Genomic DNA, 22,522 nt, shown 5'->3' with positions numbered 1-22,522 from the left:
GTCATGTTTGTTGGAGGATCTTTCTGGCAGCTGCTATTCCCTGATAAAAACCTTCCTCGAATATGCTCACACCGGCGAGGTCGGTATGCGCGAAATGAATGCGCCCCTCAATGCTTTTCGCCAGACTTTGCCTGACGTCTCCATGGATAATGCCCGGCCGGGGTTGCACCATCGCATGCCCCCAAAGCATAATGTCGATCCGTTCAGTATTTTGTCTGATATCAGGATGTACCGGTTGAAGGTCGACCAGGATCTTTTCCGCCCAAGCGGCGTGTTGCGTGCGGTATGCTTCCTTGCGCGCTGTGTCGGGTAATGCGTGTGTGAGCGGGAGGTAATAGGTTAGGTTGCGCCTTTCTTTTAACTGCCGGATTTGTTGATGGGTGGCGTCCACGTAGCCCAGTGAACGGCCTCCGTAAATTACATTATCCCAGCTTGCGGGCTGGCCACCGCGTTCGTGCAGGCTGTTTACGGTGAGGTTGGCGACCATCCATGGAACATATTGAAAATGCCCCTTTACCGTTTTCCCGCGTTCCTCGTCCCTCAATAAACGCGCAGCGACAAACTGGGGCACCGCCATAACGCATTGCCGGGCTTCGAGACCTTTTACCTGTCGGGTAACCACATCCAGGTAGTCTATTTTCACACCGTCGCCGGTAGGTTTGACCGCCGTTGCCAATGCACCGGTAACGAGTTTCCCATCCAGATTTTTTTTCAGTGCCTCAATCAGAAATCCATTCCCCTGTTCCCAGGTAAGCACGTCGTTATAAGCCGCATTTGCCGCCTTACCTTTTCGCGAAGCAAAGTAATGAATGCCCGCCCAGGCGCTCACCACATCGTAAGGTGTCCCGAAGTCGTCGCGGGTACAGTAGTCGACGTACCAGCGGATGTGTTCACTGATCAGGTTCTGGCCGTCCATCCACGCTTTCATCGTCATGCGGTCCAGCACCCGCAGTGATTCGTCCCGGCTCGACGTGTCCACCGGAATGCTGAATGCATCGCGGCCGTCGCTGCCTTTCAACTGTTTGAAATGGGTGATCAGGCTAAAAAACTGTTTGAATACCTGCAATTCGGAAGCATTCAGCCCAAAATTGGGGATCAGTCCCTCCTGCCATTGTCCATTGATATATAACCTTTCCTCGGGTTCATGGCAGAGGTAAAATTCATCGTAAACCGGCAAACCGGCATCGGCATAACCGGTTATAACTTTGGCCTCCTCTAAAAACGAGAGGTATTCGGTGAGGTTATTGTTCGGTACCGGCACGTAATGCGCGCCCCAGGGGTATTTTGAAAAGGCATTGCTCCCCGACGCCGCATTACCGCCTGCCTGTGGTTCCAGATCCAGCACAATTACATCTTTCACGCCCTGTTGCACCAGGTACCGCGCGGCCGAAAGCCCACTCACCCCGGCACCGATTACAACCACGCCGCGTTGTTCATATTCAGCCGGTGCGTTGAACGAATGGTCGCGCAGTAGATGCCCCGTTGCAGCGGACGCTCCTACTATTTCCCCCGGAATAGACTTTTCGCTGGCGCACGCGTGCAGGAGCGGTGCGGCGGCGGCCATTCCAGCCGTGAGTTTAATGAATTCGCTCCTTTTCATTGTTCCAGGTATTTGCCCCACTCCTTCTCAAAATAATTGACCAGCGCCTGATTGTTCAGCTTGTTTACTTCTAACGGTTCATGGGCAAGCATATCGTCCGGGAATTGCAGCATTTGCTCCATTACAGCCCTGCTGATGTACTTTTTCTCGATCGAGAAGGTATCCGGCAACTGATAGGCGCCTGATTTCATCGCCATTACATAACCCCATTCACCGAACGAGGGCACATAGTTGTGGTATGCCACGGTCTGAAAACCCGATGCTTTGAGCGTTTCGCTCACACACCAGAAGCTTTTAGGCGCTACATACGGGGATGTGCTTTGAATAACCGCCACAGCGCCCGGCTTCATAGCGGTTTTCAACAGGCGGTAAAAAGCCGTGGTGTAAAGTTTCCCAACCGAAAATCCGGAAGGGTCCGGAAAGTCGATAACGACGCAGTCGAACTGCTTTTCATTTTCTTTCAACCACATGAATGCGTCGGCATTGATAACGGTCACGCGCGGGTCTCTCAGTGAATGTCTGTTGATTTCCGAAAGAATATGCTGGCCGGTAAAAAGTCTGGTCATCACCGGATCGAGGTCTACAAGCTGCACCGTTTTCACAGATTTGTATTTCAATATTTCCCGCGCTGCCAGGCCATCGCCTCCACCCAGAATGAGCACATTTCGAGGTTCACGCACCGCCGTCATCGCCGGATGTACCAGCGCTTCGTGGTACCTGTATTCGTCCGCGGAGCTGAATTGGAGGTTATTATTGAGATAAAGCCGGAGATCGTGGCGGTTTTTGGTAATCACGATCCGCTGGTAAGGGGTGGATGTAGAATAAACCACCTGATCGTTATAAGCGAGGGTCTCGCTGAAACTCATGATCTGTTCCGAGAAAATGAACGCCACTGTTTCTGCGATCAGGATTAGTATGCCGCCAAAACGGATGGCACCGGCACGCCGTATTTCAACAGCAAAGTAGCGGCATAGGTACAAGCCAACCCCCACGTTTAGCAAACCAAAAAACAGGCTGGTACGGATAAGGCCGAGATATGGAACAAAAACCAGCGGAAAAATCAGTGACGCCAGCAATGCACCAATGTAATCATAAGTAAAAACCCTGCTCACCAGTTCTTTGAACTCGACCTTATCTTTCAAAATGCGGAGCAAAAGTGGTATTTCAATTCCCACCAAAATACCCGTCATCGCCACCAATGCGTATAATATAGGCTGAAAACTGAATGCAAGCGGAAAAACCAGGAACAGGATGATGGCGCTGAAACCGCCCACCAATCCCACCAGCAATTCGATACGGATGAACCACTCGATCAGGTGATCGTTAAAAAACCGCGAGAGGTACGAGCCGATCCCCATCGAAAACAGGTACACCCCGATGATAATGCTGAACTGCGTGACGCTGTCGCCCAGCAGATAGCTCGCCAGCGTCCCTGCTACCAGCTCGTAAATCAAACCGCACGTCGCGATGATGAACACCGCTACGAGCAGCACCCATTGCGCACTGTGCTTTCCCGTTGTACCCTTCATTTACCCGTGGATCGCTGATGCAATGATAATGGCAATCGCCAGCATGAAAAAACCGCCAAATATGGCCAGCGCCACATTTTTGTTTTCCATGATTTCGCGACGCAGGTTGTGCTTGGGGGTGAGTATTTCGATAACGGCGAATGTGATCAGCAGGATCATAATGCCAAGGCCCGAGTACACGAGCGAACTGACGACGTATTGTTGCATCGATATGTGTTTAGGTTAGATTATTACTTATGGCTGCTAATGCCGTAATGCGTCCCCGGACCGCTGGCGTTCCATTGCTCCTGATCTTCGAACGACAATATTCTGGCACCCGAAAGGTTGGCATAGGCCAGCCAGGCCAATAATGCAGCCAGGTAGGCGAAATACCACTTCATCGGTGTAAGCTCTTTTAAAAACTCTTTCATACTCAGAGATTTGTTTCAAAAATTAGAAAACGGACTGTTGCCCCAACGTGTATTCTCGGAATAATACCGCGAGAGCCCCAGCGTCAACGGCCATACCAGGGCCAGGAGCATGACGATCCACATGTTCCTGTACGAAATGGCGTCATGGATAAGTTTCGCACTCACAACGCTTACCTGGGAATACATATTCGAATCGCGGGCGGCTGTCAATTTTAAAAAGTAGGTACCTGCAGGGATTTTGGTAAAATGAATAACGCCGTCATGATCACCTTCCGACCAGTGCTCACCACTCTCGTATCCCGAATAGAACTCCACGCCTTTTTGCATACTGTATTCGCTGCCATCGACCGCATTCACCAGGGTAGCATTGAGTTCTAGCCAGGAATTCTCCACCGGCGACGAAAAATCCAGGTCCAGCGCGCTGCTCCATTTTTCGAGTTCAAATTTTTCTGTGATAAAAGTCTGAGTATTGAGTGAATCGCTGAAAACATAAGTGGAACTAAAAATGACCCGGTTGGTATGCGAACTGCCCGTCAGCATCTGTACCAGTACTACCAGAAGTAGCGCAACAATGCCCGACTTCGCTATCGATTCCGTTTTCATATTCACCCAGGAAGGCTGCGCCGGCGCGATGCCTACCTGCCGCGGAAGCGTCTGGCTGACTTGTGAAGCGATGACTTTCCGGCGAATGTACTTACCTCGAAACCACGAAATCCGCTTCCTGTAATCCTTTTCGATGCTCAATATTTCGGGTGGGGCAATGTAATCCATAGCCTCTGTTTCCTCATGCATGGAAAACACATTGCCGGGAAACTCGCCCAATGCATAGAGGATTCTGAAATGGTATTTTGAAAAACGCCGGAAACTCTGATTATCAAAATCGATTTGATGCATGCGGGCATCCGATGGCGCTGGCGCATTTTTAGTCTCTTTCAGAATCGTCCAATGCCCATCCGACTCGGTCAGAAATGCAAAACCGTGTAATTTGCTAAACAGGGTATACTCTTGCCAATAATCAGCGCGCGAATCGATATCATATTTTTGAACCATGCCTACAAACTGGTAATTTCCACCTTCCAGGGTAATTCGCTCGCCAATGGTGAAGCTAAAATTTTGCGAAGACGTATGCTGGCCGCCATGTGTCGCGTAGTCCTCGCCGGTGAAAGAATGGCGGGTTTCACATTTGTTGCAAACCCAGCTTTGCGCATACGGATACGTGAGTACGTTGTTCGTAGCCGCGCAATTCTGGCAGCTAAATCGCCTTCCCGCCGGTTCGACATCCCGCGTATTGCCGAGAAATAGCATTTCGGGCACTATATCGTGACAGGCAAATACCACAGCCACATCTTCGGCATATGCAACCAGTTCCACACGTTCCGAATCCGAGGATCCTTCAATACTGATGAAGCGATCTGGTAGGTCAGGCACGAACGCATTGCCTTCTACTTCGATCAGCCGGTGTTCGTTTCTTGCGGTGACCCAAAACTCCCGGTCGTCTGGCAGCCGCAGCTTTTGCGCATCCGATCTGAATTTGCGTGCGATGACGGCCTCTTTGAACGGCAAAACTTCGCAGACCGCGTACATTCCGTAACCTTCGGCCAGATGCCGCGTCACGCCGTCGTTGCAATTTAATGTCCAGTAATTGAATACATTATCTTCAAAATGAACCCTTATCCGGCCGGTAACGGTAAATGCCACGTCCTTCCATCTTCCCGTAGTACCCGGCTGGATGATGTCGGTTGGCGCATGGAGCATACGCATGGGCACAGGCACCAGTTCGTCGCCCTGCCGATACCACACTTTCTGGCAGGCACAGGCGGCGAGGTTATTGGAACCCTGAAAATAAACCGGTTTGCCGCAGGAAGGGCAAATCGCTAGTTTGCTAGTCCCTATGCTCATCTGCTGATCTGGTTTTCCAAAACTACTTCCGCCTCGAAATAGGCCCTTATCCGCTCAAAAATTGCTTTAACGGCCCCGTCGTTCACGCGCTGGAAATTGCTCAGGTAAATATCTACATTCACCTTCCCAAACTCGGGCCAGGTGTGTACCGACAAATGGCTTTCGCTCAGACAGACCACGCCAGTAAAGCCGCCTGGCTCGAAATTGTGGTAAATCTCTCCCAGTTTTTGCAGGCTATGTGCAGCGATGAGCTCGTCGGCGAGTTGCTTAAAGCCGGCATAATGGCTCAGTGACGCCGTTTTTTCAGATTGCAGGGTTGCGATGAGGTGTAATCCGGGTGTATAAGTTTCCAATAGCGTCGGGGATGGTAGCAGGCAATTTTATGAAAAAACGCGTAATGAGCAAGCGTCTAATTATTTGAATGGTTACATCATAAAATCCAGCGGATGGATAGCCTGATATGCGACGGTGCCACTATGGTAATCAAGCCGATTTTCCCCCACGTAAACGGTCGAACATCGTCAATGGTTACGCAAATTCGATTGCAGAAAATCGTACAAACCATCGCCCCGTAAATTCAATGCAAGAATTTTACCTTCCGGATCGAGCAGCATATTGAAAGGAATACTGCTAATCGCATATTGTTTGGCTACGGCATTGTTCCAGTATTTCATATCCCCGACATGTGCCCAGCGCAGGTTGTCCTGTGCGATGGCTTTTAGCCACAGCGACTTACTTTTGTCGAGGGAAACGGAAAGAATGGTGAAGTTTCTACTGTGAAAATCCTGATAGGCCTTTACAAGGAACGGGCTTTCCTCCCGGCAAGGGCCACACCAGCTTGCCCAGAAATCGACCAAAACATATTGACCTCTAAACGAGGAAAGTTTGATGGGCCGTCCGGTGGTATCGGGTTGCTCGAAATCCATGGCAGGTTGGCCAATCACTGTTTTCCCGGCAGTCATCCATTCCCCCCTGAAAAACCTGACCTGCTCGGAAGTTCTGATCGGCGATGCTTCGTAGCGCTTTAAAAGCGAGTCGGCAATAGCGAGGTCCGACGCCTGGTGGCTGGCAATGTAGTTTCCAACCTGGTTCACCGACGCCGTCGACAGTGGGTATTGCTTCATTAATGCCAAAATCGCCTGCCTTTCCTTCGTGGCCAGCAGCTTCGTCTGATTTTTCACAATGCGCAATGCCGCAGTATCGCCTTTGGTGCGGGCATTTATTTCCTGCTGCGCCAGTGTGTTGAAATCGAAACTGTGATAAGCTTCGTCATATTTCTGCCGAATGGCCTCCTCGGTCGAGCCGGTCACGGAAGCGGCGTAAAGCGAGTCGGCCGTACCTTCAATTTCCATGGTGGTGTTTTCAATGTAAAAGCCAATGCCTTGCTCACCGATTTGGAGAGAATAATAGGTTGGTTCGGAAACGGATCCACGAAAAACAAATTTTCCTGATGCATCCGCTTTGGTCGAGTCGACGCGGTTTTCTGTTTTATAAAAGGCCCGCTCGTAGAGGTAAATTTTCTTACCGGCGGATTTGGTCAGCTGGCCCGACAATACAAAGCCATTTTGGGTTTTTCGGGACACCTGCGCGTGAACGCAGTTGAAAATAAAACAGAAACTGATAATGATGAATGGGTAAGTCCTCACTTGTCGCGCTGTAAAGTTCAATGCAATAAGATACCTATTAATGGCAGATTGTGTTGCCACGACCTGACTGAGAACGTCTGAATGTCTCATCAAGTTTTACAAATCGTTTACATTCTTTTACCAAAGCTTCGGGTACAGGTACGCACGCTCTGGTTAGGTTTGGCCAAACTAAACGCTTTCATATGTCCCAGGCAACAACTACCCGATTTAAACTACCATTTTACCTACTGGCACTGCTCGCTTCGTTGTCGGGCTGTTCAACCGGCCGAACGAAAAAAGCGCCTTCGGGCTTTGAATACCGCATCTTAGCCAAAGGGCACGGACCTGGTGCGAAAGTCGGGCAGGAAATTTTGCTTTTGGAAACAACCCGTTACCGCAACGGGACAGTCTTGTATTCCAATGAACAAAGTGCCAATCCGGTGAAAGTGCTGATCGGCGGAAATCAGGCTACCCAGGCGGTAGACGAAGCACTCGTAGGTATGAAAACCGGTGAAATAAAAGAAATTACTGCACCACCGCATTTGGTAAAAAGATCGGGCTATCCGCCGAATGTCAGCCCGGATTCGACATTGGTGATAAAGCTGATCTTGCACAAAATACTATAAAAAAAGCGCGGCAGTTACCTGTCGCGCCCTTTCCCAAAGCAAAATTACTTCACCGCAGCACCTTCTGTCAACTTCACTTTTACAGAAGTATAATATAAGGTTGTAGTCGCTTCGAAGCCAGAATCGGTTCCGAAAATGAGCCATAGGGTACCGTTTGCGTCAGTCTTTCCTTTGAACTCTCCGGTTTTGGTGAGCAACTTGTAACCAACCTTGTCGGTACCGTTGCCAATGTCTCCAATGACCTTCATGTCCTTGCCGTCGGCCTTCTGCTGGATCTTGTCGATGTTCATACGATAATGATCCAGGTTATCAACCGTTGTTTTTGGCTCAACAGGCACCGCGCCGATTCCTACGCTTACCGAGTTGGGTGCCCCGCCTACGCCTGACCAACCGGTCGAAGGCACATCAGAAGCGAATTCCAATGTAAATGCCGCACTGTATTCGGTGTTGGGTTTCAGACCGCCCATTTTCTTTTTGAAATACATAAACAGGTCGTCGCTGTGATTGTTGCCAGAAATTCGGAACCCCTTTTTCTGGGTATCCAGCGGCGCTGGCAGGTTTGCGATGCCTTCTTCGAGTTTCCAGTCGGACTCCATCTTCACAGGATGATCGGCAAAACCGGCTGTCCACCCCTTCTTGTCACCGTTGAACTGGTCGTTGAGCTCCAACTGCGGTGGCAGCACGACGTCGTTGTCGTCTTCACTACAAGAGAGAAACAGGAACGGCAGTCCGAGTAATAGGATTAACTTTTTCATGAGTTTTTATTTGGTTTCAAAATCAACTTATTGATGCAAAACCGCATTGCTTTGGTTGGAAAGCGTGATGTAAAAGTTATTCCTGCCCGGTGCTGCCGGTCTGAGAATGAACGACCTACGCTGACATTTTTTTTGCGGCATCTTTCATCAAAGTCTAAAACGGATACAGCACCTACACGCACGTGAACATATAGAATGGGGATCAACGCGGTGATAATGATACGTTTAGAAAAGAAAATATCGACAGAAAGATTCAAGTTTGAGATTAGGAACACGAGATGAAAGCGATTATATTTTAATTAATTATTACTTATAATATAATTTCTCAATCCATTGAAAGGCCCCATTACCATCAGACAAATGCAGCTGTCCGACATTCCATTTGGAATGCATCTCGTGCAGCAAGCCGGCTGGAACCAGCTCGAAGCCGACTGGCACCGTGCGCTTACCCTCCATCCTGAAGGCTGCTTTCTGGCCGAGCAGAACGGCTTACCAGCTGGAACGATTACTACCTGCTGTTTCGACGTCGTAGCATGGATCGCCATGGTACTCGTGGACACTGCGGCGCGCAACCAGGGTATCGGACAAAAGCTAATGGAACATGCAATGGATCATCTCGACAGCCTCAAAATCGAAAGCCAGCGTCTCGACGCGACCATGTTAGGGAAAGGTCTTTATGAAAAATTGGGGTTTAAACAAGAATACGAAGTAGTGCGCATGAAAGGAATAGCCAAGGCTACCGGAAGTGCTAGCGACGAAGCCATGCGCTGGGCACCGAATACCCCGGCCTCGCCCCTATTCGCGCTGGATTTTCGCGTCACTGCCACCCGCCGCGAGACATTCCTGCACTCGCTCGTACAGGCTAATAGCTTCTACTATTCGCTTTTAGAAGACGGCCTGGCATACGCCGGGTCACGCAAGGGACGGACCGCGGTACAGATCGGCCCGGCCGTTGCTTCCACACCGGAGGCCGGGCGGCAACTTTGCGACGCTATGCTCCACCATTTCAATGGGCTCCCCGTTTATGTGGACATTCCGGTTGCAAACAAAGCGGCATTACGCTGGGCAAAATCGAATGGGCTCGAAGAACAGCGCCGGTTTATAAGGATGTACAAAGGTAAAAAGCTAAATGACTTTCCCGAATTGCTTTGGGCCAGTTCCGGGCCGGAAAAGGGGTAAAACGAATATCTTCAAAAGTATTATAAACATTGTTATTAATTCATTCAAACCGTTTGATAACATTTCCCTTTTTATTGAAAAAGAGACAAAATTTACTCGTGGCAATTCACTTACTTTAATCAATTCAATGTTTATTTGTTGGACGCAAATTCATGTGATATATTGCCTATGTTGAAATATATACCCTCTATCCAAGTGCTAACTCTTCATCCTACCAGCATGACGTTCATGTCGTTGCGCACTTATCGCTCGGTGTGCACGTTAGTTATATTTCTGCTTATCAGTAGGTTATCTTACAGTCAAAATTTCTACGCCGTTCTAGTTGCCGACACCAAAGACCCCTCCCTGGGTGTCAGTTGTGAAAAAGACATGGAAGAAATGTCGGGCACATTGCGGACCATTTCTAACAAAATCAAATACAATTACCAGGAAGTCATTTGCATTCAGGACAAATTTGGCAAAAACGGCATCCAGGAGGCCATTTTAAAAATACAATGCCAACCGGAAGACATTATTTTTTTCTATTATACAGGACACGGAATCAATACCACCACTGAAACAAGCAACTTCCCTATTCTTTATCTCAAGGATGAAAACCTGGAACTGGAAACGGTTCACAGGCTTTTGAAAGAAAAAAAGCCACGTTTTTGCCTGACCCTAGGCGATTGCTGTAACAACCTCTTCTCTGAAACGCGCAGCATGCGGTCAGCAACACCGGTGTTGAAAGGGATCACTGTGACACAGGACAGCCTGATCCTTCACAAACTTTTCGTGGAAGCCAATGGCGATCTGCTTATTAGCAGCTCAAAAAAGGGGGAGCGGGCTACCGCGCACCCCAACGACGGCAGCTTTTACACCAACACCTGGAAGCAGGCGCTGGCTTACGCTGAAAATCACAATACCCATGTATCCTGGGAAACGTTGCTGACCGACGCCGAAAATCGCTTGCAGGAAAGCCTGAAAAGTTTCCCCGACTCGCTAAAACACCATTCGCAGTGGGTGCGCAGCTTTCCTGAAACGGTGTTGCCCTGCCCACAAGCCAGTTTCACGGAAATCAACCGTTTTCTAAACGTTCTGGCGGATGAAAAGCTGAGTTTCAATGAACGTAATAAGTTGCGGACGCTCGGTCAGAAAGTTTTTTTCAATCTGGCCGCGCAAGTGAGTATCTACATGAGCGATCCTGAAAAACCGGTGGAAACCCAGCCGATCGACCACTTTCTGAAGCGGGTCGTGAACACCGCACCGCTGATCGACGAATTCAACTTCGTTGAGCGACTTTCTACGCTCGGACAAGGATGCACCTATGACCTGGTGACACTGCAGGAGATCAGGAAGAAGCAGTAAGCCAATTATCCGAATAAGATCATGATGAAATATGTTTACCTCCTCCTAACTCTATTTGCCGGTGCTGGGCAGTTATCCGCACAACCCGACATGAACGAAAAACGGCTGGAAGAATTCCGGAAACTCACAAACCAGCGCGTGAACGACCTGCAACTTTACATTTCGCTTATCGGAGACAAAAGTCTCTCCCTCGCACAACGTGAGCAGGCCGTGGAACTAGCTGTAAGCCTTTTTGAGAAGGATTATTTGCTAAATGGCAAAAGACGCTCGCCTTATGTGCAGGTATCACGGAGGAATGGAAAAATATCTTCGGTCCCGGTGCGGATTTATTTTAAAAACCTGATGAACGTAAAGTTCGACAAGGTAGAGATCACTTATTATGACGCTGCCGTGGTTTCGGAATTCGAGAAAGGTACTGACGGCAACTATCACGCTACCGCCACTTATTATCAGCAATTTAAGGGAATGGATGCGAAAGGTAATCTCGTGTATGGCAGTCGCGACCGCAAGGATATCCGCGTGACAGCCCAAAGCGCAGCGGTGTACGCGCAGGCTGGCAAGGAAGATATGAAGATATTCTTCGGCGATATCACCGTGAAAGACACTGTCCCTATCCCAGGTTTCCCATGAGGACCGGTATGAAGAAGGGCTGGCTCCTGGTATGCCTCATTGCCTGCTTGCAAGCAAATGCCCAGGTAGTGTTGCCGCTGGGCGATACCGTGAACCACCGCAAAACCTCGAAACGTGCGCCAGAACCTTTCATGACCAGGCAGATCAAACATATAAGTGAATTCATAGATCGGTTTAACAAGGCTGCGTTGTTGACAGATGGCAGGGAAATGGCACTGCTGGCGCTATTCGATGAAGATGACAAAAGGCTGGCGCAAAAAGGGCGCGCGTCTCATCCCTATACCAATCAGGTAAATGCATTCATTCGAGCAAGCGACACAGGAACTTTCAAAATCTCCAAACGGGGCATAGCGCATGCTGTAATAGGCATCCTCATGGCTTATAAGGATTTACAGGACACCTTAATTGTCCATCTAAAAAAAGATTACACGGCCGACAGCGCTGCATTCTGGCATGTTGTGAAAGTCGATAAACTGAAAACCCTGGCAAAAGAGAAGGTAGAAACACGTCAGGTTGCCGATGCGCGAAGTGAAGTAGCACTTCCGCCCAACTCCAACGAGGTGAGTTTCCTGCCGTTTTTGCGTGGCTTGCACGATTATCAGAGCCTGGTGCCTTTCACGCATTGCCGGGATTGTCTCGACGATGCATGGTGGCAGGTCGAGAATGCTTTGCGGGACGGCGGTCTGATACCCCAAGCAGTAGTTTTCAACAGGATCTTCCTGAAAGCAGCCAACTGGGAAATAGAACTTGGCGAGTTTATTAGGGAAAAAGAAAATTCGGGCTGGCTAATCAGCAATATCACTGAAAACTAATCGATTAGAATCTCAGATGAAATATGTATACTAAAAATGCACTGACAGGTGATAAGGATTTGAGTAGCCCGGGGATTAAATACTAAATATTCTCCGGGAAACTACATTGAAACCTAAAAAATAAGCTGATGAAAAACGTTCCGCTGCCTAACTTGAAGTTCAGAGCTCTGTTTGTAACTGTGGTAGTCGCAAGCTGGTCAATGTGCGCGATGCAGGCTGCCGCTGGTTCACTGTTGGACCTTTCGGCCAAAGCCAAAATAGACACGGCGCTGGGCTTCATCGGCAAACTGCAACACCGGATTCCCGACAACGAATTTATCCGGCTTCGCGACCAGAGCGATTCGCTTTTCACAACAAGCGGATACATTAACCTCGAAACAGTCGACGGCCAGCATTTACGTATGACGAAAGGCGAGTTCCTTACCCGCGCACGGGACCGTCAGGCGGCATACAAGTTCAAAAAAGCTACTTTGGTGCTCAACGACCAACTCCGGAAAGGCCCTAACGATCGATGGTATTGCCGCAGCACCACGTTTCACGAAGTCAGCCGCTTCGACGGCGAACACCCTATCCCCGAAAAAGTAACATCGGTCAAACGAAAACCCATTCGGACTCAAACGCCTGGGCAAAGCCAAAGTTACTGGCAGATCATTGAGCTTACATTAACAGAAAAACAATCTGACTAAATCATTATCTACCATAATTCAAGCTTCCGCAAATGAGATCCTCCATTAAAATCGCCACGTTGTCCCTGTTTGTATGGGCCGCTATTTTCCCGGTGTCCAAGTCTCTCGCGCAAAACCGGCGGATGGGCCTGAAAATGGACGACGCCAAATACCTTCGCCTGCCCCGCAAATCCGCTAACGTTAAACTGAAAGGCGTCATGCCGACTTCATACAATATCCGCGAATACCTGCCCGAAATCGCCGATCAAGGCCAGGACGGAACTTGCGTGGGATGGGCGGCGGCCTACTATATGCGTACCGCGATGGAAGCCGCCAAGCTCGGAATCGGTAACCAGCCCGCAAAAATAGCAGCTAATACATTCTCTCCCAGCTGGTTGTATGGAGAAGTCAAATCGGCGTTGGAAGATGGATGTGTTGAAGGTGTGTTCCTGGAAGATGCACTGGAAGTGATGAAGACAAAAGGTGCCGCGCTTTTGAGCTGCGCTCCCGTAAATTGCGACACGAGCTACGATCAATGCGACGAAAAGGCGGCCAACTACAAGATTGCCGACTATGCCACGCTCTTTAATCCCAAAGATAGGGATACCACGCCCGAGCTCCGCATTAATGCCATTAAGTCTGCGCTTGTCGAAGGCAAAAATGCCGTGCTGATCGGTATGATGGTGCCATTGTCGTTCATCGAGGAAGCGACCGAGAACTGGCAGGCTGCCCCGGGCGAGAGCGTCGACAATACGGCCGGCGGTCATGCCATGGCTGTGGTGGGTTACGATGATAACATTAATGGCGGATCCTTTCTGATCGTCAATAGTTGGGGAAAAACGTGGGGCAGCAATGGCTATACCTGGGCCAAATACGCCGACCTGGTACGCTTCACGCGGAATGCCTACCAAATTTACCCCGAACCGGCTGCCAAGCCCAAGCCACAAACGGTAACGCTAAAAGGCAATGTCGATTTCATGATCGGCAGCGGCGAAATGGCTGTGCACTCGACGCTCTATAAGGGCATCCAGGTAACCCCCGACCAGCCCGGTAGTAAAGCCGAAATGATAACCTACAACATGAGCCAGCCTTACAATTCGGGAACACGGTTCAAAATGGTGATCAACAACAGCAAGCAATCGTATGTTTACATCCTCGGTTCCGACAAAGAGAATCGGGTGTCGTCACTATTCCCTTTCAATTCCGAAGATGTAATCACAAGCGCGGTAGCGCCAGCCAACAGCAGTATACTGATGCCATCTGTGAACAGCTCATTCACACTTGACGATGTAAAGGGCGAAGACTACTTTGTCGTATTCATTTCCCAAAATGAGCTTAATCTCGAAGAACTGGCGAAAAAGGTCAAAAACGCCGAAGGAACAATCGTCCAGAAAGCCTATGCCGCACTAGGTGAAGAATTTATTACACCTAAGGAAATCGCCTATGACCAGGGAAAAATCTCCTACGAAGTAAAAGGCGATCCAAAAGGCAGCGTCGTGCCTATTCTTGTGAAAATCGTACATCAATAGCAAAGACACTAAAACCATTCCTAATCTAAATTGATTGTATTTTCAGCTGGTTTGCTTACAATTAATTATTTTTAAATCAAATTGTAACCATCAACCCTCTTCGTTTTGGACAAGTCATTCTCAATCAGTCAAAGTTCGGGCAAAAAATGTGGTCTTGGGAAAATAGCTTCCCTGCGGAAAAACTTGATTGCGCCCGTTTTGATTGCGCTTATTTGTTTATTTCTTTCACCGGTAGCAAATGCGCAGGATAAGATCATTCAAAAAGACGGAAAGGAAATCAAAGCAAAAGTGCTGGGGACGGATTCCAATTATATTCGTTATAAAAGATCTGACAACCCCAATGGGCCCGATTATTTCCTTTTCAGATCGGATGTGTTAAAAATCGAATATGAAAACGGGAATGTCGAACCAAAAAAAGAAACAAACAAAGTGGTTCCTGAGCCGACTGTAGCTTCCGATCTGCAAATTTTGGAAAGCAAGGCTTCCCAATATAAAAAACGAGGCACCATTTTACTGGGCGTAGGGACGTTGGCCATTGTCGCCGGCGCTGCCACGCTGATCAAGTTGAACGGAGACTACAGCACATACAAAAGCCAGATACAAAAAACGAACGATGACTATACCAAATGGTACCAGGTGAATTATGTCACCTCGCCGCCCGAGGGTGACCTGCAAAAGCAGGAAAGCTTCGCGGGCTTTGCTTCGCCTGGTATTTATGCAGGCGCAGCCGCTGTCATCGGAGGTATCGCATTGGATCTGATAGGCCTTAAAAATGTGCAATTAGCGAAAAAGGCCCGTACAGAATGGGCCCGAAAGAAGAAGGAACTGTCATTCCAGCCATATTACGAATCCTTGGGAAATGCGGCCGGTTTACGGATCGCACTTTCGTTTTAGAAACTCTCCTTTATTCTCTTTACACCGTTTATGAAGCACATTTTTACACTCATTGCAATTCTCTCCACCGCCTATGCCCATGTTCCTGTGCATGCCGGAGGAAAAAATGCCGCAGACACGCTTTACCTGCGAAACCGGGAAAAGAAGGTCGTCGAAATTAGAGAGGTATATCCCGATCAGGTAAAATACAAATCAGCGAATGGTAAAAACCTGATTTCATTGCCCATCAAAGACATTGCCGAGATTGTTTATAATAATGGTGTCAGGGATTTTTTCAATCCATTCAATGCAGGTGGAAAACCGGAAATCAAATGGCTAACGGACGTCTCATACACCGACAAGCCGGACTTACGGCTGAACGCCTGCATCGTCAATGTGGCTGAAAAAGTGCAGGTGGAAGTCAACGGTACACTTACCTCTGTTGCAACACGCTCGTTCAAAACGCTCCCCGCCAAGGACGCAGGTTGCATTGGGGGTGTGTCCATTTTCCAGCAGGTTATATTGAAAGAAGGTAAAAATACGGTCAGGCTGATCGCGAGCAATGGGTCCGGCTCGGCCACCTCAGAAACCCTTTCTATTCTATACGAAAAAGCGAAAAAACGCATTGCCCTGGTGATTGGTAATTCGAAATATCAGTCGGCTAGTAAGCTACAAAACCCTGAAAATGATGCCAAAGCCATCTCTCAAAAATTGACAAACCTCGGTTTCACCGTCATAGAAAGAATCGATGCCAAGCAGGGGGACCTGCGCGCTGCGGTGGCGCAATTCGGCAGCAGTATTCAGAGTCAGGATTTTGAGGTGGCCTTGTTTTACTACGCAGGCCACGGCATTCAGGTGGCAGGTAAAAATTATCTGATGCCGGTGGACATCAGTCCGCAATCGGAAATGGAATTAAAAGTACTGGCCGTTTCGGCGGACGAAATCCTTGACCAGATGTCGGCAGTTGAAGAAAGCTCCCAGCGCACCAACATCATGATCCTCGACGCTTGTCGCGACAACCCGCTGAGCCGAAGCTGGACGCGTAGCTCCGGCTCGAAAGGACTTGCCAGTATGAGCGCTCCTCCGGGCACGCTTATCACGTTTTCGACGAAACCAGGTTCCACCGCCCAGGACGGTGACGGGAAAAACAGCCCTTACACCTCCGAACTGCTAAAGGCGCTCGATGTACCGGACCTGCGCCTTGAAGACATATTCCGCACGGTTCGCGTACGCGTGATGGAGCTGACCAAACGCCAGCAAATACCCATGGAAAACAGCCTCCTCACACGTGAACTTATCCTGAACCGAACCAAATAAGCCTATTACACCTGGTCTCTATATTACAAAAGCTCATGAAACGGCTATTGTTTGTTATGCTGATTGTCGTTTTTCCCTCGCACTGCGCTCTCGCGCAAGAGCTGAGCACTTATTATAAATTCAAAGCGGCAGACCGTGTAAAGCAAGTGCTGAAAGACTTCGAGTCAGCGTTTGGCCTGCTCACTAATCCCTATATCGTCGATCCGGAAGAGCGCGACGAAGCTACGTACCGTATGCGCGCAAGCCTGCGCGACGACGCCCGATTCGAAAATGACCTGATACCTGACAATAAAGGCACGAAAACCATTGATTTCAATGAATATCAGCGAATTGCGTTTATCAGCTACAAAAAAAACGGGCTGACCTACCACGTCGACTGGGAAGAGGCTGAATTTAAGGCAGTAGCGGATGGATACCTCGTGCTATTTTATGGTTCGAAGTCGCTTTTCGGGAGTTATCAGGGACAGAGACGCCTGCAAATGGAAGCTGTGCCTTGTCGCGCCGGGGTCTTTCTTAAAATGGACGGAAACCGCGTTACAGAAGCCAAAATAGGTTTCATGGACACCGATTTAAAGGAAAAAGGCAAAGGAGCTATCTCCCTTACAGAACAGCGCAATCCACTGGAATTCATCACATTGCCGGAAGTTATCGACAAACTTTCGGAACAAATCGTCCGCTCCATTCCCAAAAACGGGGTTCAGAGGCTGGCCATCGAGGAAATCACCTTTCACGGGCTCGGCGTATCCAATGACTTTTCCAAACAACTCACAGGCACACTGAAATCGGCCCTGACGCGAATGAATGGTAATATTCAGATCGGCCTGAGCACCACACGCAGCCTGGAAACATTGATTAAACTGAAAGGCAGCTATCAGAAAACCGGCAATTTCCTCAAAGTTGGCGTACAGCTTTTTGATGGCTACGATCAGCCCGTCGGCCAGGAGCTCTTCGCTGAAATATTGCTCCTCAACATTCCCAACACCGAAATAGAACCAGCCGAGCACCTGGTACAGGAGGCTCAGCACATACGCGAAATCACAAAAAAAAAGATTGTCGCGGTCGACGAGCCAGTCTCAAAACCGGAAAAACTATTACTCGAACTGAGTACCGATAAAGGCTATGGGCCGCAGTCTTACCGCGAGGGTGATATTATGACGCTGAAAGTACGGGCAAACAAACCTTGCACCGTGCGAATGATTTATCAGGACGCTGCGAAAAACATCCTCCGTCTTCGAAACGACGACTTCACGATCTCAACCGAAACAGTTGATAAATGGATTGAAATCCCCGAAAAATTCGAATGCGCCGGACCTTTCGGATTTGAATTGCTCCTCGCTTATGCAACCGAAAGGAAATTCAAACCAATTGAAAAAACCAGGAAGGAAAACGGGTTTACATTTATCCTGGACGATCTTCAAAATATCGTGAATATTACTTCGGAAAGTGACGACAAGGAAAAGATTTCACAATGCACGATTCCGATTACAACACAAGCAAAAAGAAAGCTTTTTTAAGTATTTGCATAAACGATTTGGCATAAAATTATTTCTATCAGGACATATACAAAAGAGGCTCCTCGGGAAGCCGGTTCTTTTTTGTTTTTTTGTATAAATATCGACCCGAATGACGTCCAAAGATTCCTGCAAACGCTACCGTGATTCCGATTTAGTATTTTACGAAGAATTGCTTCATGAAAAACGCGAAGCTTTTTCGTGCTTGTATTTTCAAACTTATCAGCAATGTATTCCATATGTGCTAAAACGGGGTAGCGATCGGGAGCAGGCGGAGGATCTTTTGCAGGAATGTCTCGCCATTTTTGTGTGCAAAGTCCGGGACGGCAGTTATATGTATCAGGAAGGCACGCGCATTACCACCTATTTCCATCGCATTTATATCAATCAATGGAAAAAAAACCTGGATCAACAGACGCGCCGAGGGGAAATACGGCTGGAAAGGCATTTTTCAACGGCCGATAACGATGAAGAATCTTACAAAGGTGAAACAATCGGAAATACTTTTAAAATTGCAGGGCTCGACGACGATGGTAATGCTTTCGAGGCAGACCTGCCGGACACCATTTTCCAAGCTTACGATGACGACGAGCGCAGTTGGATTTTTAGGAAACTGGACCGGGCATTTCAGCTCCTCGCCGAAGACTGCCGGAAAGTGTTGCGGTGGTTTTACGTCGAAGACCGCTCCCTGCGGGACATCGCGAGTGAACTCGGCATGACCGAAGCCTCCGCGACCGTCAAACGGTTCAAGTGCGCAAAATACCTGAAAGAGAAATTTCATTTGTAGTGATAAGATTTGGCGAAAACGCGTATCAATTGTTAAAGTATAACCAGCGAATCACAAATTGAACATATGGAATTATCGGAAGAAACCTTTGACCAGATCCACCAGTATCTGAGCGGCCAGGGAAGTCCGGCGCAACGGGCAGATTTTGAGAAAAGGATACAGACGGAGAGTGATCTTGCGAATGAACTAGCAACGCAGCGCCGCATTCGCAACGGCTTGAAAGCGAACGAATATAGGGCACTTTTTAAAGACATACATGCACAACTACAAAGTGAAGGTTCCTTACCTGCAAGCGATGCAGACAATGAAACGGGCAATTCGAAAGTACTGCCATTATCCCCCAAAAGTGCTTCCAGGCTGGAAAGGCACTGGTCTTACCTGGCTGCGGCTGCAAGCGTCGTGATCGGCATTGGAATTGTCTGGTATGTCAATTTTGCACCTAAAAACACACAGGTAGCATCCGACACTCCATCTACGGAAACACCTGTCGTACCCGATACGACGAACAGCACTAAGCCAATAGCGGTGCCGGATACGGCCAAACCCAATGTTCCCGTGCAAAAACCGGTCGAACCTGCGCCTGCTAGCATTGACCCCGCCAAATTCTTTGCCACTTATTTTAATGCGGAAGTAGCATTGGAAAGTCCGTTCTCGAAAGAGAGGCTGGGTATAAGCCCGTCCGCATTGGCACAATGGCGTGCCGACACGGCGCATATACGGCAGGGAATCCGTTATCTTGCCCTGCGTGAGACCGTGTCGGCTTTACAGGAATTCCAACAACTTGAAAGTAGCCGGTTTGCAGAAACCAAAAGTGTTGCCGGTTGGTATATGGCACTGGTCTATTTACAACAGAATGATATGAAAAAATGCAAAGAACAGCTGCAAAACGTAATCTCAGATCCTGAAAGTCCATATAGCAAACGAGCGAAGGAGTTGCTCACCAACATCCAATAATTTTATCTCACCTCTCTGTTGATAGTTAAGTTAATGAAGAAAATTTTTACTTACATTTTGCTCGCGTCGGTTGCCATTGCCTGCCACATCGAAATGCCGCAAAAACCGCTTGCGAGATTTAAGTTCACACCTGAAAACGGATGTCAGGCTCCTTGCAATGTAACCTTCACCAGCGAGTCGGAGAATGCAGCCGGCCTCCAATGGGATTTTAACGACGGAAGTGCGTTGCAAACCGGTAATCCCGTTGTTCATGAGTTTAAAGCAGGCAAAACCTACGAGGTGAAGCTCATTATAAGAGGGGTAGATGGTGGAAGTAGCGGTGAAACGCGATCGGTAAAAATCGATGCGGCAGCCGCATCCGCACCAGAAGCAGATTTCAAATACACGATAACCAATGACAGCATCGCACCCGCGACAGTGACATTTAACAACCAGTCAAAGAACGCGACACGCTATGAGTGGAATTTCGGAGACCCCGGTTCGACCTCTAACACCAGCACAGAAACAAACCCAAACCACATTTACGCCAACCCCGGGACATACGAGGTGACACTGATTGCCTATAACGGGGATCAGGTTGCGAACACCAAGAAGTTCACCATTGTAGTCAAAGCCCCAGCACAGAGCGTCGATGCGATCAGCATTTCGGGCGGAGATAATTTTACGACTGATATCGCTGTCGATGGGAACGGCAACATTTATGTATGTGGCACGGCTGCAGGTACGGTCAACTTTGGCAATGGCATTACGAGGCCGTCGGCCTCCGGTTCAACGGATTTCTTTGTAGCCAAATATAATAGCGCATTCCAGTGCCAATGGGCTTACATGAAGGGAAGCGGCGGCGAAGACCACGTAAACGGGCTTACGTTGGACGCCAATAACAATGTATACGTCACCGGCTTCATCAAGGGCTCCATTCCAGGCGAAATTACCTCGGTAAAAGGTAACGAAGATGGCTTCATCCTGAAACTCGGCGGTGCGGCGGGTGATCGTCAGTGGGTTAAGACCTTTGGCGGTCCGGCGAAAGACCTCGGACGTTCGCTTGTTTACTCTTCAACCAACGATAGGATCTATCTCACGGGTTATGTGACAGGCAACGCCCAAACTTCCAACATCGATCTCAATGGCACTACAGTTCCCGCCGACGGAGCGGACGGATTTCTGGTATTAGTGAACCCCTCCACAGGTGATTTTGGGACACCCACAGTTTTTGGAGGTCCGGGAGATCAGCTCCCGGAGGCCATTACAGCCGATAGCGACGGAAATGTTTACATGACCGGTGCATTTCTTGAAGGAATAACTTTGCCTGGTATTGCTCAAAGAGTTACATCGGCTGGCGGATCCGATGTTTTTGTCTCTAAATGGACGCCAAATCCCGGCCAGTTTCAATGGGCCCGACGCGCAGCTTCTACGGGTCATGATTACTCCTACGACATTGTTGTTGATGGTTCGAAGAACGTGTATGTCACGGGTATGCATGTAAGCCCGCTAAATGAATTAGGCTTACCGACCTCCCCATTTGAAAACGTTTTCCTGGGCAAGTGGAACGCCAATGGCACGGTTCAGAAAGGTCAGCACGGATTTAACGATAACAAACCGGATTATCATGGCGGTATTGCGCTGAATGGTAACTACATCTTAATCGCCGGATCATTTGAGGACACCGGCCGTTTTCCAATGTCATCCGACAGCCAGCAGATCGGGACCGGAAATCTCGATATGTTAATCGCGCAAGTTGACCAAACCGAACTCAGTGCAGCAGGCTTCATCACTTCGGGCGGCGGTAGTGAGGAAGACCGGGTAAACCGCATCTTCGTGGCAGGAGGCTATGTTTACGCCACGGGCTGGATAAAGGGAAACGCTATTTTTAACAATGTCCCTTTAAGCGGCGTTAGCGGGGTACGAAGCACTTTCATAGTCCGTTACAAACTGTAAAACATACCTTTTCAATGAAATGAAAAAAGAGCAGGCGAAGCCGTCTGCTCTTTTGTTTTTGGATGTGAAGCCGTTGCTTACACTTGACAATGCGAAGACGAATGATTTGTCTTTTTGTTACAATCCGGTTTATTTCAAAGTACATTGTCCCCGTTTGATCGGTCGGGTCGTCATTAGGGTAAATCAAACCAATGTAAATCATGAAAGAATTCGCATTAATCTTCCGGCTCAACAACCAGACAGAGTTCCAGCCTACGCCTGAGCAAATACAGGAGCGCATGAGCTGGCTCGCGGGGATCGCGGCGCAAAATAAGCTCGCCGACAAGGGTAATACGCTGTCGAACGAAAGCGCTAAAACGGTTTATGCCGATCATGTAGTCACCGACGGCCCTTTTACAGAAATTAAGGAGTTCGTCAGCGGTTACGTGATCGTCAGGACCGACACGATCGAAGAAGCCGTGGAGCTCGCCAAAGCGAACCCGATCTTCAAAATCGGCGGTAATATCGAGGTCAGGGAAATTGTTCAACGCAAATAAATTGAA

Annotated in this window: 22 protein-coding genes; 14 read left to right on the top strand and 8 right to left on the bottom strand. The window is 48.7% G+C overall.

The features are described 5' to 3' along the window. Position 1: 1 nt before the first annotated feature. The 7 genes from LZD49_RS02985 to LZD49_RS02955 all read right to left on the bottom strand — a co-directional run bounded on the left by LZD49_RS02985 (position 2) and on the right by LZD49_RS02955 (position 7,174). On the bottom strand, positions 2-1,600 hold the full coding sequence (locus LZD49_RS02985; protein ID WP_234665829.1) for an FAD-dependent oxidoreductase: 1,599 nt from the start codon (positions 1,598-1,600) through the stop codon (positions 2-4). Continuing rightward, positions 1,597-3,129 carry a polyamine aminopropyltransferase gene (locus LZD49_RS02980; RefSeq protein WP_234665828.1) on the bottom strand — a complete coding sequence of 511 codons (1,533 nt, stop codon included), beginning with the start codon at positions 3,127-3,129 and terminating at the stop codon, positions 1,597-1,599. The genes LZD49_RS02985 and LZD49_RS02980 overlap by 4 nt, the downstream gene beginning before the upstream one ends. After that, positions 3,130-3,336, bottom strand: coding sequence for a DUF350 domain-containing protein (locus tag LZD49_RS02975; RefSeq protein WP_234665827.1), 207 nt, complete (start codon positions 3,334-3,336; stop codon positions 3,130-3,132). 23 nt (positions 3,337-3,359) lie between these two features. After that, the gene (locus tag LZD49_RS02970) at positions 3,360-3,539 is read right to left on the bottom strand and encodes a hypothetical protein (RefSeq protein ID WP_234665826.1); all 180 of its coding nucleotides are present in this window, start codon (positions 3,537-3,539) and stop codon (positions 3,360-3,362) included. Positions 3,540-3,554: 15 nt separating this feature from the next. Next, positions 3,555-5,438 carry a DUF4178 domain-containing protein gene (locus LZD49_RS02965; protein WP_234665825.1) on the bottom strand — a complete coding sequence of 628 codons (1,884 nt, stop codon included), beginning with the start codon at positions 5,436-5,438 and terminating at the stop codon, positions 3,555-3,557. Beyond that, the gene (locus LZD49_RS02960; protein ID WP_234665824.1) at positions 5,435-5,791 is read right to left on the bottom strand and encodes an S-adenosylmethionine decarboxylase family protein; all 357 of its coding nucleotides are present in this window, start codon (positions 5,789-5,791) and stop codon (positions 5,435-5,437) included. Before LZD49_RS02960 ends, LZD49_RS02965 begins: the two co-directional genes overlap by 4 nt. A 168-nt stretch (positions 5,792-5,959) precedes the next feature. Next, complete coding sequence (locus LZD49_RS02955; protein ID WP_234665823.1) at positions 5,960-7,174, bottom strand: TlpA disulfide reductase family protein; 1,215 nt, start codon at positions 7,172-7,174, stop codon at positions 5,960-5,962. A 92-nt stretch (positions 7,175-7,266) separates the two neighbouring features. Between LZD49_RS02955 and LZD49_RS02950 the strand changes: the two genes are divergently transcribed. Further along, complete coding sequence (locus LZD49_RS02950; RefSeq protein ID WP_234665822.1) at positions 7,267-7,689, top strand: FKBP-type peptidyl-prolyl cis-trans isomerase; 423 nt, start codon at positions 7,267-7,269, stop codon at positions 7,687-7,689. 44 nt (positions 7,690-7,733) lie between these two features. On the opposite strand, the gene LZD49_RS02945 is transcribed toward LZD49_RS02950, so the two are convergent. Next, entirely contained in the window at positions 7,734-8,444 is a 711-nt protein-coding gene (locus LZD49_RS02945; RefSeq protein ID WP_234665821.1) for a hypothetical protein, read from the bottom strand. A gap of 360 nt (positions 8,445-8,804) precedes the next feature. Between LZD49_RS02945 and LZD49_RS02940 the strand changes: the two genes are divergently transcribed. The 13 genes from LZD49_RS02940 to LZD49_RS02880 all read left to right on the top strand — a co-directional run bounded on the left by LZD49_RS02940 (position 8,805) and on the right by LZD49_RS02880 (position 22,516). Beyond that, complete coding sequence (locus LZD49_RS02940) at positions 8,805-9,623, top strand: GNAT family N-acetyltransferase (protein WP_234665820.1); 819 nt, start codon at positions 8,805-8,807, stop codon at positions 9,621-9,623. A 195-nt stretch (positions 9,624-9,818) separates the two neighbouring features. Beyond that, a complete protein-coding gene (locus LZD49_RS02935) occupies positions 9,819-10,967 on the top strand; it encodes a caspase family protein (protein WP_234665819.1) in 1,149 nt (382 codons plus the stop codon). A 21-nt stretch (positions 10,968-10,988) separates the two neighbouring features. Then, a complete protein-coding gene (locus LZD49_RS02930; protein ID WP_234665818.1) occupies positions 10,989-11,597 on the top strand; it encodes a hypothetical protein in 609 nt (202 codons plus the stop codon). Beyond that, positions 11,594-12,409, top strand: coding sequence for a hypothetical protein (locus LZD49_RS02925; protein WP_234665817.1), 816 nt, complete (start codon positions 11,594-11,596; stop codon positions 12,407-12,409). Before LZD49_RS02930 ends, LZD49_RS02925 begins: the two co-directional genes overlap by 4 nt. 128 nt (positions 12,410-12,537) lie before the next feature. After that, positions 12,538-13,095, top strand: a complete 558-nt coding sequence (locus tag LZD49_RS02920; RefSeq protein ID WP_234665816.1) for a hypothetical protein — start codon at positions 12,538-12,540, stop codon at positions 13,093-13,095. Positions 13,096-13,127: 32 nt separating this feature from the next. Then, the gene (locus LZD49_RS02915) at positions 13,128-14,603 is read left to right on the top strand and encodes a C1 family peptidase (protein ID WP_234665815.1); all 1,476 of its coding nucleotides are present in this window, start codon (positions 13,128-13,130) and stop codon (positions 14,601-14,603) included. Between the two features lie 198 nt (positions 14,604-14,801). Further along, complete coding sequence (locus LZD49_RS02910) at positions 14,802-15,497, top strand: hypothetical protein (protein WP_234665814.1); 696 nt, start codon at positions 14,802-14,804, stop codon at positions 15,495-15,497. Positions 15,498-15,527: 30 nt separating this feature from the next. Next, positions 15,528-16,793, top strand: a complete 1,266-nt coding sequence (locus LZD49_RS02905; RefSeq protein WP_234665813.1) for a caspase domain-containing protein — start codon at positions 15,528-15,530, stop codon at positions 16,791-16,793. A gap of 35 nt (positions 16,794-16,828) precedes the next feature. After that, entirely contained in the window at positions 16,829-18,307 is a 1,479-nt protein-coding gene (locus tag LZD49_RS02900; RefSeq protein ID WP_234665812.1) for a DUF4384 domain-containing protein, read from the top strand. A 109-nt stretch (positions 18,308-18,416) separates the two neighbouring features. After that, entirely contained in the window at positions 18,417-19,091 is a 675-nt protein-coding gene (locus tag LZD49_RS02895; protein WP_234665811.1) for an RNA polymerase sigma factor, read from the top strand. 66 nt (positions 19,092-19,157) lie between these two features. Beyond that, the gene (locus LZD49_RS02890) at positions 19,158-20,045 is read left to right on the top strand and encodes a hypothetical protein (protein ID WP_234665810.1); all 888 of its coding nucleotides are present in this window, start codon (positions 19,158-19,160) and stop codon (positions 20,043-20,045) included. A 33-nt stretch (positions 20,046-20,078) separates the two neighbouring features. Further along, a complete protein-coding gene (locus LZD49_RS02885) occupies positions 20,079-21,980 on the top strand; it encodes a PKD domain-containing protein (RefSeq protein WP_234665809.1) in 1,902 nt (633 codons plus the stop codon). Between the two features lie 200 nt (positions 21,981-22,180). After that, the gene (locus LZD49_RS02880; protein WP_234665808.1) at positions 22,181-22,516 is read left to right on the top strand and encodes a YciI family protein; all 336 of its coding nucleotides are present in this window, start codon (positions 22,181-22,183) and stop codon (positions 22,514-22,516) included. The last annotated feature ends 6 nt before the right edge of the window (positions 22,517-22,522 follow it).

The organism is Dyadobacter sp. CY261 (assembly GCF_021440085.1).
Taxonomy (GTDB): domain Bacteria; phylum Bacteroidota; class Bacteroidia; order Cytophagales; family Spirosomataceae; genus Dyadobacter.
Note: the sequence above shows the minus strand (reverse complement) of the source record. Positions and strands in the feature narration are given on the sequence as shown.

Excerpts from the sequence above, each read along its gene's own strand:
- LZD49_RS02985 (WP_234665829.1), bottom strand. The coding sequence starts at position 1,600 with ATGAAAAGGAGCGAATTCATTAAACTCACGGCTGGAATGGCCGCCGCC.
- LZD49_RS02980 (WP_234665828.1), bottom strand. The coding sequence starts at position 3,129 with ATGAAGGGTACAACGGGAAAGCACAGTGCGCAATGGGTGCTGCTCGTA.
- LZD49_RS02975 (WP_234665827.1), bottom strand. The coding sequence starts at position 3,336 with ATGCAACAATACGTCGTCAGTTCGCTCGTGTACTCGGGCCTTGGCATT.
- LZD49_RS02970 (WP_234665826.1), bottom strand. The coding sequence starts at position 3,539 with ATGAAAGAGTTTTTAAAAGAGCTTACACCGATGAAGTGGTATTTCGCC.
- LZD49_RS02965 (WP_234665825.1), bottom strand. The coding sequence starts at position 5,438 with ATGAGCATAGGGACTAGCAAACTAGCGATTTGCCCTTCCTGCGGCAAA.
- LZD49_RS02955 (WP_234665823.1), bottom strand. The coding sequence starts at position 7,174 with ATGAGACATTCAGACGTTCTCAGTCAGGTCGTGGCAACACAATCTGCC.
- LZD49_RS02950 (WP_234665822.1), top strand. The coding sequence starts at position 7,267 with ATGTCCCAGGCAACAACTACCCGATTTAAACTACCATTTTACCTACTG.
- LZD49_RS02945 (WP_234665821.1), bottom strand. The coding sequence starts at position 8,444 with ATGAAAAAGTTAATCCTATTACTCGGACTGCCGTTCCTGTTTCTCTCT.
- LZD49_RS02940 (WP_234665820.1), top strand. The coding sequence starts at position 8,805 with ATGCAGCTGTCCGACATTCCATTTGGAATGCATCTCGTGCAGCAAGCC.
- LZD49_RS02930 (WP_234665818.1), top strand. The coding sequence starts at position 10,989 with ATGATGAAATATGTTTACCTCCTCCTAACTCTATTTGCCGGTGCTGGG.
- LZD49_RS02925 (WP_234665817.1), top strand. The coding sequence starts at position 11,594 with ATGAGGACCGGTATGAAGAAGGGCTGGCTCCTGGTATGCCTCATTGCC.
- LZD49_RS02920 (WP_234665816.1), top strand. The coding sequence starts at position 12,538 with ATGAAAAACGTTCCGCTGCCTAACTTGAAGTTCAGAGCTCTGTTTGTA.
- LZD49_RS02915 (WP_234665815.1), top strand. The coding sequence starts at position 13,128 with ATGAGATCCTCCATTAAAATCGCCACGTTGTCCCTGTTTGTATGGGCC.
- LZD49_RS02905 (WP_234665813.1), top strand. The coding sequence starts at position 15,528 with ATGAAGCACATTTTTACACTCATTGCAATTCTCTCCACCGCCTATGCC.
- LZD49_RS02900 (WP_234665812.1), top strand. The coding sequence starts at position 16,829 with ATGAAACGGCTATTGTTTGTTATGCTGATTGTCGTTTTTCCCTCGCAC.
- LZD49_RS02895 (WP_234665811.1), top strand. The coding sequence starts at position 18,417 with ATGACGTCCAAAGATTCCTGCAAACGCTACCGTGATTCCGATTTAGTA.
- LZD49_RS02890 (WP_234665810.1), top strand. The coding sequence starts at position 19,158 with ATGGAATTATCGGAAGAAACCTTTGACCAGATCCACCAGTATCTGAGC.
- LZD49_RS02885 (WP_234665809.1), top strand. The coding sequence starts at position 20,079 with ATGAAGAAAATTTTTACTTACATTTTGCTCGCGTCGGTTGCCATTGCC.
- LZD49_RS02880 (WP_234665808.1), top strand. The coding sequence starts at position 22,181 with ATGAAAGAATTCGCATTAATCTTCCGGCTCAACAACCAGACAGAGTTC.